Genomic DNA, 7,183 nt, shown 5'->3' on the forward strand with positions numbered 1-7,183 from the left:
GATGATCTCGCGGGAGTTCCTGGCCTTCCGGGCCGAAGCTGGGGCCGAAGAACGCGAAGCCGATGATCCGCCCGCTGCTCTCCGCGATTCGGAGGCTCCATGTCTCAAGTGCGTTCCCGAGGAGGCGATTCCACATCTGGTGACGGCCCCGGACGTGCTCGGCGGTGAAAAAGTCCTCCGGGAGCAGGTGGGAGTAAGCCTCCCGCCAGGTGGCCACGTGCAATTCAGCGATGTGTGGTGCGTCGGGGAGCGCCGGCTCGCGCAGCGTGAATGGCATCACCACATCCTGCCAGAATCCCCGCTTCTGTGATTTTCTTGCTGCCTGTGTAAGAAAGAACTCTTCACGGGACACTTAGTCATCAGGAAGAAGTCATCCGATGTTCGGGGGGAAAACACCATGCTGGCCGCCAAAGAGCAAGCCTTCATTGACCTGCACACTCAGCATTCCGCACGGGTCTATGGCTACATTGCCTGCCGGATCAATGACCGCCACCGCGCCGAGGAACTGGCGGCGGACGTCTTCAGAATTGCCTGGCAGAAGCAACTGGTGGAGCCACCCGGCATCGGCTGGCTGCTGGCTACCGCCCGGAACGTGATCGGCAATGAGTACAAGGGACGACGCCGCCGCCAGGAACTTGTCGAACGGCTGAAAGACGAGGCCCCCAGCCAGGTCCCCGCAGCAGACACTGAAGAGCGGGCCGCCGTGGCAGGGGTGCTGGTGCAGCTTAGGGAGAGGGACCGCGAGGTCCTAATGCTCAGCTACTGGGACGAGCTGACCACCATTGAACTGGCCCAGACGCTGGGATGTTCCCCTTCGGCCGCTGCGGTCCGGCTGCACCGGGCACGCCGCGCGTTCGCGAAAGCTGCACCCTCCCATCTCATGAACGAACGGAAGGACTAGCCATGGACCGCATCGAACGGCTCATGAAGGATGCCAAGCCGCGCGTCGGAGGGCCAAGCGCAGTGCCGGGACGCGATTCTGCCCGCTCGATCGTCTATTCCACGGATCCAAACGTCGTCCGCTCGACAGGGCGCACTCCGGCGCGGCGCACGCCGGTGTGGACCGCCGTCGCAACCGCCCTTGCCGCCGCAGCCGTCGTCGGTGCGGTGATTCTCGGCGGTAACCTGATTCCGCAACCGGCGCCCGGCCCGGCCCAGACCGGCAGCCCGACGCCGGCGGATACCGCCAGCTCCGCGCCGGCCTCCCCAAGCCCGTCCGCTGCAGCTCCCACGGCGTCTCCCATGCAAACGAGTGCTGCCGCCTTGAGCACCGGCGGGGTCGCCTGCACCCTGGCCAACATTGACCAGCAGCGCAATGACCAGCAGCGGGCGATCACGCCAATTCCCCCCGCCGAACAGGGCTACTATACGGTGCTGGGCTGCGCCGGCGGATGGCTCGCCTACTCCATCTCCGGTGACGGGATCCGGGCACTCCAGCTCGACGGCGGCAACGCCTGGTTCAAGATCGCCAAACTGCAGAACGGCCGATTCCTCTGCGATGTCCGGCAAGAGTGGGCCTACGTCTACAACTGGGAGTTCCAAGCGACGAACAACCAGGGCCTCACGCCGCAGCAGGCCATGGACAAGGAATTCGCGCAGAAGGGGATACCGGTCGAACTGCGTCCGCAGCTCGTGGGCGACGGACCGGCCGCCGGATAGCTGCGGCACCCCGCGCCGGATATAGGGTTGGATTCATGGCATCCGCTCCGGTCACCCTCTGCTTCCTGCTCCGTGACTCGGGCGCAACTACCGAGGTTCTGCTGGGATTAAAGAGGACCGGCTTCGGCACGGGAAAGATCGTGGGCATCGGCGGCCACATCGAGGTGGGGGAGAGCGACGCCGAGGCCGTGGTCCGGGAGGTGTGGGAAGAAACCGGAGTCGTCGTCGTCCAGGATGACCTCGCCGACGCCGGAGTAGTGGAGTTCATCTTCCCCAGCCGGCCCGACTGGAACATGTACTGCCGCCTCTTCACGACCCGGCGCTGGCAGGGCGAACCGGCCGAGAGCGCGGAAATCGTACCGGAATGGTTCGACGTCGGATTCCTGCCCCTGCACCTGATGTGGCAGGACGCGGCCCACTGGCTGCCGCCCGCGCTGGCCGGGGAGGTGCTGGACATCGTGGTAGTCCTCAACGAGGACAACGAGACCGTGGCGTCGGTCACCAACCCTTCCCCGCCGCGGTAACCTCAGGCAGGCCGGGATGGCGAAGCGGGCTTACAGCCGGCACGGACGGACACTTTTGGGGGATGGTATGAGCGGAGCAACAAGTACGATGCGGGCGACGGGCAGCAGGACACCGGCCCGGCGGAGTTCAGCGATGAAGGAACGGCGAACGCGGGTCCCGGTCATCTGCGCTGGCCCAGGGTGGCCGGCGTCGTCGCTATCGCTGCGGTTGCCGTGACAGTCGGGGTGCTGGCAGCCACCAACCTGGGTTCTCTCAACTCCGCGCCGGCGGCCAGCGCGACGGGCGGTGTTGTGGCGCCGATCGCCTCCGGGCCGATCACCGCAACACCGACGCCGGTGGTGACGCCGCTTGTTTCAGCGCCGGTGCCGCCTACGGCAGACCCGACCCCGCCCGCACCAGTACCTCCGGCGGAGCAATGGCGGACATTCACGAGTCCCGGAGGGAAAGTCACCTTCGAGTATCCGGCGGCCTGGAGCACCGCGTCGCCGCAGGGTGCTGGCGGTGACCCCGCCGTCGACGTGGACGTTTCCGACGAAGCCGGCATAGTTGTGGCGTCCCTGCACCTGGGGCCAGCCGGCGGATTCGGCGGGGCCTGCCAGGGCGCGGTTCCCTATGCGGTGCTTGATACGGCCGAAGTCGATTTGCCGTACCAGCCGTCGAAGGGATCTGTCACGCCGAGGTTTGCCTTCCGGGCCCTCCAGGAATCGGACCGCGTCACGGCGTCCTACGGACTGACCAGTACGCCGGCAGGGCAGGGCGGCACGACGTGCATGTTCTACAACATGGTCAATGGCCCCGCCGAGACGCCGACCTACACCTTCGCCGACGCCTTCCAGGTCCGTGCTGGGGACCCGGAGGAAATCCCCGGCCGCAAGGGTGCCAAGGCATTCCCCTCAATGGACGCCGCCCGGGCCTACATGGGGACCTCAGAGTATCTGAACGCCAAGCGCATGATCAGCTCGCTGAAGATCAGCGCGGGCTGACAACGCCGCAGCCGGGCCTCGGCAAAAGTACGGGCCGGTCACCTGGGAAAGGTGACCGGCCCGTACTCGTTTGTGCTGCAGGTACCGGGGCTACGCCAGGTGCCGTTCCTCAACGCCGTTGTAGGCGCTCAAGGGGCGGATCAGTGAATTCGCGTCCAGTTGCTCCATGACGTGCGCGGTCCAGCCCGTGATGCGGCTTGCCACGAAGAGGGGAGTGAACGTCGCGGTATCGAAGCCCATGAGGTGGTACGTGGGTCCGGCCGGGTAGTCGAGGTTCGGCTTGATCGCCTTGGCCTCGTCCATGGCCGTCTCCAGTCCGTTGTACAGCCCCAGCAGCTCCGGCCGGCCGTAGTGCGCGATCATCTTGTCCAGGGCAGCCTTCATGGTGGGCACCCTGGAGTCGCCGTGCTTGTAGACACGGTGGCCGAAGCCCATGACCTTCTTCTTGTGGGCCAGGGCGTCCTCCATCCAGGCCTTGGCCCGGGTGGCGGCTTCATCCAGCGACTCCTCCGGACGGATGCCGATCTCGTCAAAGGTGTGCATGACGGCCTCGTTGGCGCCGCCGTGCAGCGGGCCCTTGAGCGCTCCGATGGCGCCGGTGACGGCCGAGTGCAGGTCCGAGAGCGTCGAGGTGATCACCCGGGCCGTGAAGGTGGAGGCATTGAAGGAGTGCTCCGCGTACAGGATCATCGAGACGTTGAAGGCCTCGACGACTTCCTGGACCGGCTCCTCGCCGAAGGTCATCCAGAGGAAGTTGGCGGAGTAGCCGAGGTCGTCGCGGGGTTCGATGAGCTCCTGGCCGTGACGGCGGCGCTGGTCATAGGACACCACTGCCGGCATGGCGGCGAACAGGTCCACGGCCTTGGCCATGTTGGCCTCCCGGGAGGAGTCCTCGGCGAGGGGGTGCCGTGCGCCCATCACGGAGGCTGCCGTGCGGCAGACGTCCATCGGGTGTGAGGTGGTGGGCAGCGCGTCGATGACCTGCTTGACCACCGGATCCAGCGCCCGTCCGGCGCGTTCCTTCGCCGTGAACTCCGTGAGCTGCTCCGGGGTGGGCAGCTCGCCGTTCCACAGCAGGTAGGCGACTTGTTCGAAGCTGCACTTCGCGGCCAGCTCCTGGACGGGGTAGCCGCGGTACAGCAGCGAATTCGTGTCCGGGTTAACCTTGGACACCGCGGTGTAATCCACCACGACGCCGGCGAGGCCCTTCTTGATCTCTTCTTCAGCCATGCTGAACTCCTTCGTTCCTGTCGCCTGTTGGGCCGGCCGGGGCCGGACGTCGGTTGCGGGGGTCACTGACCGGGAATCTTGAAATTGAAGACCCCCGTGTCGAAGCGGTTGTAGGCCTCGTAGTCAACGAGATCATACAAACGTGCGCGGGTCAGCATGTTCCCGACCTGCGCCTCCTGGGTGCCATCGGCCTTAATCGATTCAAGCGTACGCTCCGCAGCACCCATGGCACTACGGAGCAGGGTCACGGGGTAGATGATCATGTTGACGCCGACGCCGGCCAGCTGCTCCACCGTGAACAGTGCGCTCTGGCCGAATTCGGTCATGTTGGCCAGGATCGGCACGTCGACGGCGTCGCGGATCGCCTGGAACTCGCTGAGGTCCTTCATGGCCTCCGGGAAGATGGCGTCCGCCCCGGCCTCCACGAGCGCTTTGGCGCGGTCCTGTGTGGCCTGCAGGCCGTCCGTGGCGCGGATGTCGGTCCTGGCCATGATCAGGAAGTTCGGGTCCCGCCGGGCGTCGGCCGCCGCCCGGATCCGCTTAGTGGCGGTGTCCAGGTCCACCACGTTCTTGCCGTCCAGGTGCCCGCAGCGCTTCGGGTTGAACTGGTCCTCGATGTGCAGGCCCGCGAGTCCGGCGTTCTCAAGTTCCTGGACCGAGCGCGCCACGTTCATCGGTTCGCCGAAGCCGGTGTCGGCGTCGACGATGCACGGCAGGTCCGTCATCCGGGCGATCTGCCCGGCGCGGGCGGCCACCTCGGTGAGGGTGGTCAGCCCGATGTCCGGCAGGCCCAGGTCATTGGCCAGGACGGCGCCGGAAATGTAGACCCCGGCGAAGCCTTTCTCCTCGATCAGCCGCGCTGAGAGCGGGTTGAACGCGCCCGGGAACTGCTGGATCGTGCCGGAGGCCAGGAGCTCACGGAAGCGGATCCGCTTCTGCTCCGGGGTGACCTTCGAGTACAGCATTAGAAGAGTCCCTGCGGTGCGGCAGCGAGGTCGATCACGCCGTCGGCGGCCTTGATGTTGAGCTGGTCCAGCTCACCGGCGGCCAGTTCTGGCAGGCGCGCTGCGGCGGCGAGGAAGCGGTCGATCTCGTCCTCGGCCACGAGGCCGGCGGCGAGGGAGCGGAACTTGTTGACATACTGTTCCCGCGCGAACGGCCGGGCCCCCAGCGGGTGCGCGTCGGCGACGGCGATCTCGTCGGTGATGACCGTGCCGTCCGCGAGCGTGATGACCACGGTGCCGCCGAAGGCCTTCTCGGCGATGTCCAGGGAGTGGTAGCGCCGGGTCCATTCCGGATCCTCGACCGTGGTGACCTTGTGCCAGAGTTCCACGGTGTCCGGGCGCGCGGCCCGTTCCGGGGCGTAGGACTCGACGTGGTGCCAGGCGCCGTCCTGAAGGGCGACCGTGAAGATGTACGGGATGGAGTGGTCCAGCGTTTCGCGGCTGGCCGTGGGACTGTACTTCTGCGGATCGTTGGCGCCGGAGCCGATCACGTAGTGGGTGTGGTGGCTGGTTTTGATCAGCACCGACTCGACGTTGGCCGGGTCCTTCAGTTCGGGGTGTTCGCCGTGGAGTTTGCGGGCGAGGTCGATCCAGGCCTGGGCCTGGTACTCGGCAGAGTGCTCCTTGGTGTAGGTGTCCATGATGGCCCGCTTGGCTTCGCCGGCCTCCGGCAGGGGCACGGTGTAGGCGGCGTCGGGGCCATCCAGCATCCACGCGATCACGCCGTCTTCACCCTCGTAGATGGGCACCGGGGAGGTCTGGCCGCGCATGGCACGGTCGGCGGACTCCACGGCCATCTTGCCCGCAAACGCCGGGGCGTGGGCCTTCCAGGTGGAGATCTCGCCCTTGCGGGACTGCCGCGTGGCGGTGGTGGTGTGCAGTGCCTGGCCGACGGACTGGAAGATGGTCTCGACGTCGAGGCCCAGCAGGGTGCCGATGCCGGCGGCGGCGGAGGGGCCGAGGTGGGCCACGTGGTCGATCTTGTGCTTGTGCAGGCAGATGGCCTTGACCAGGTTGACCTGGATCTCGTACCCGGTGGCGATGCCGCGGACCAGGTCCTGGCCGCTGGAACCGACGTGCTGCGCGACGGCGAGGATCGGCGGAATGTTGTCGCCCGGGTGGGAGTACTCGGCGGCGAGGAACGTGTCGTGGTAGTCGAGTTCACGCACTGCGACGCCGTTGGCCCAGGCCGCCCATTCGACTGCGACAGGCTCGTCAATGCCGAAGACCCTGGAGCCCTTGCCGCCCGTGGTGGGGCCGTGGGTCAGCGCCTGGGCGCGGGCTGCGACGATCGGCGCGCGGTTCAGCGAGGCAATCGCGACCGAGGCGTTGTCGATGACGCGGTTAATCACCATGTCAGTGACCTCATCAGAGACGGCGACGGGATCCGCGGCGACCTTCGCGATCTTGTAGGCGAGCTGGTCCTCGCGGGGCAGGTTTTCCTCGCTCTTGTAAACGCGGACGTGGTGTTCCTTTACCATGGTGCTCCTTAGTTAGTGAGGTACGTGCGTGGCTTTGACGTGGGAAAGGCTTCGGTGCAGGTGGACGGTGGTGGCAGCCTCGGCCAGCCGCGGGTTGCCGGCGGCGATCGCCTCGGCGATGGCGGCGTGTTCGGCGGCGGCCGCGGTGAGCCGGTCGGCGTCGTCGGCCGCCAGCCGGCGGACGCGGACCAGGTGGACGCGCAGGCTGCGCATTGCCTGGGCGAGGTAGGAGTTGGAGATCGCGGCATCGATGGCCGCGTCCAGCCGTCCCACCAGGCCGTAGTAGTCGTGGCGGGCAGGA

7 protein-coding genes and 2 pseudogenes are annotated in these 7,183 nt (G+C 66.8%); 4 read left to right on the plus strand and 5 right to left on the minus strand.

Going from position 1 to position 7,183, the window contains the following annotated elements; genetic code table 11:
• A pseudogene (locus BJG92_RS16765) lies at window positions 1–277 on the minus strand (GNAT family N-acetyltransferase); the annotation flags it as partial.
• 120 nt (window positions 278–397) lie between these two features.
• Between BJG92_RS16765 and BJG92_RS16770 the strand changes: the two are divergent.
• The 4 genes from BJG92_RS16770 (at window position 398) to BJG92_RS16785 (ending at window position 3,167) form a co-directional block, all read left to right on the plus strand.
• Window positions 398–901: an RNA polymerase sigma factor gene (locus BJG92_RS16770; RefSeq protein ID WP_232085118.1), complete on the plus strand. Its 504-nt coding sequence runs from the start codon at window positions 398–400 to the stop codon at window positions 899–901.
• A 2-nt stretch (window positions 902–903) separates the two neighbouring features.
• The gene (locus BJG92_RS16775) at window positions 904–1,659 is read left to right on the plus strand and encodes a hypothetical protein (RefSeq protein ID WP_232085119.1); all 756 of its coding nucleotides are present in this window, start codon (window positions 904–906) and stop codon (window positions 1,657–1,659) included.
• A gap of 35 nt (window positions 1,660–1,694) precedes the next feature.
• The gene (locus tag BJG92_RS16780; protein ID WP_232085120.1) at window positions 1,695–2,183 is read left to right on the plus strand and encodes an 8-oxo-dGTP diphosphatase; all 489 of its coding nucleotides are present in this window, start codon (window positions 1,695–1,697) and stop codon (window positions 2,181–2,183) included.
• A gap of 180 nt (window positions 2,184–2,363) precedes the next feature.
• Window positions 2,364–3,167: a hypothetical protein gene (locus BJG92_RS16785; protein ID WP_232085121.1), complete on the plus strand. Its 804-nt coding sequence runs from the start codon at window positions 2,364–2,366 to the stop codon at window positions 3,165–3,167.
• Window positions 3,168–3,257: 90 nt separating this feature from the next.
• On the opposite strand, the gene BJG92_RS16790 is transcribed toward BJG92_RS16785, so the two are convergent.
• The 4 genes and pseudogenes from BJG92_RS16790 to BJG92_RS16805 form a co-directional block, all read right to left on the minus strand.
• Entirely contained in the window at window positions 3,258–4,397 is a 1,140-nt protein-coding gene (locus BJG92_RS16790; RefSeq protein ID WP_232085122.1) for a bifunctional 2-methylcitrate synthase/citrate synthase, read from the minus strand.
• 62 nt (window positions 4,398–4,459) lie between these two features.
• Window positions 4,460–5,362 carry a methylisocitrate lyase gene (gene prpB / locus BJG92_RS16795; RefSeq protein ID WP_232085123.1) on the minus strand — a complete coding sequence of 301 codons (903 nt, stop codon included), beginning with the start codon at window positions 5,360–5,362 and terminating at the stop codon, window positions 4,460–4,462.
• Window positions 5,362–6,882 carry an MmgE/PrpD family protein gene (locus BJG92_RS16800; RefSeq protein WP_232085124.1) on the minus strand — a complete coding sequence of 507 codons (1,521 nt, stop codon included), beginning with the start codon at window positions 6,880–6,882 and terminating at the stop codon, window positions 5,362–5,364. The genes prpB and BJG92_RS16800 overlap by 1 nt, the downstream gene beginning before the upstream one ends.
• Window positions 6,878–7,183, minus strand: a pseudogene (locus BJG92_RS16805) (FCD domain-containing protein); the annotation flags it as partial. The pseudogene BJG92_RS16805 and the gene BJG92_RS16800, both read right to left, overlap by 5 nt.

Source organism: Arthrobacter sp. SO5, assembly GCF_020532805.1.
Classification (GTDB): Bacteria; Actinomycetota; Actinomycetes; order Actinomycetales; family Micrococcaceae; genus Arthrobacter.

Excerpts from the sequence above, each read along its gene's own strand:
- BJG92_RS16770 (WP_232085118.1), top strand. The coding sequence starts at position 398 with ATGCTGGCCGCCAAAGAGCAAGCCTTCATTGACCTGCACACTCAGCAT.
- BJG92_RS16775 (WP_232085119.1), top strand. The coding sequence starts at position 904 with ATGGACCGCATCGAACGGCTCATGAAGGATGCCAAGCCGCGCGTCGGA.
- BJG92_RS16780 (WP_232085120.1), top strand. The coding sequence starts at position 1,695 with ATGGCATCCGCTCCGGTCACCCTCTGCTTCCTGCTCCGTGACTCGGGC.
- BJG92_RS16790 (WP_232085122.1), bottom strand. The coding sequence starts at position 4,397 with ATGGCTGAAGAAGAGATCAAGAAGGGCCTCGCCGGCGTCGTGGTGGAT.
- prpB (WP_232085123.1), bottom strand. The coding sequence starts at position 5,362 with ATGCTGTACTCGAAGGTCACCCCGGAGCAGAAGCGGATCCGCTTCCGT.
- BJG92_RS16800 (WP_232085124.1), bottom strand. The coding sequence starts at position 6,882 with ATGGTAAAGGAACACCACGTCCGCGTTTACAAGAGCGAGGAAAACCTG.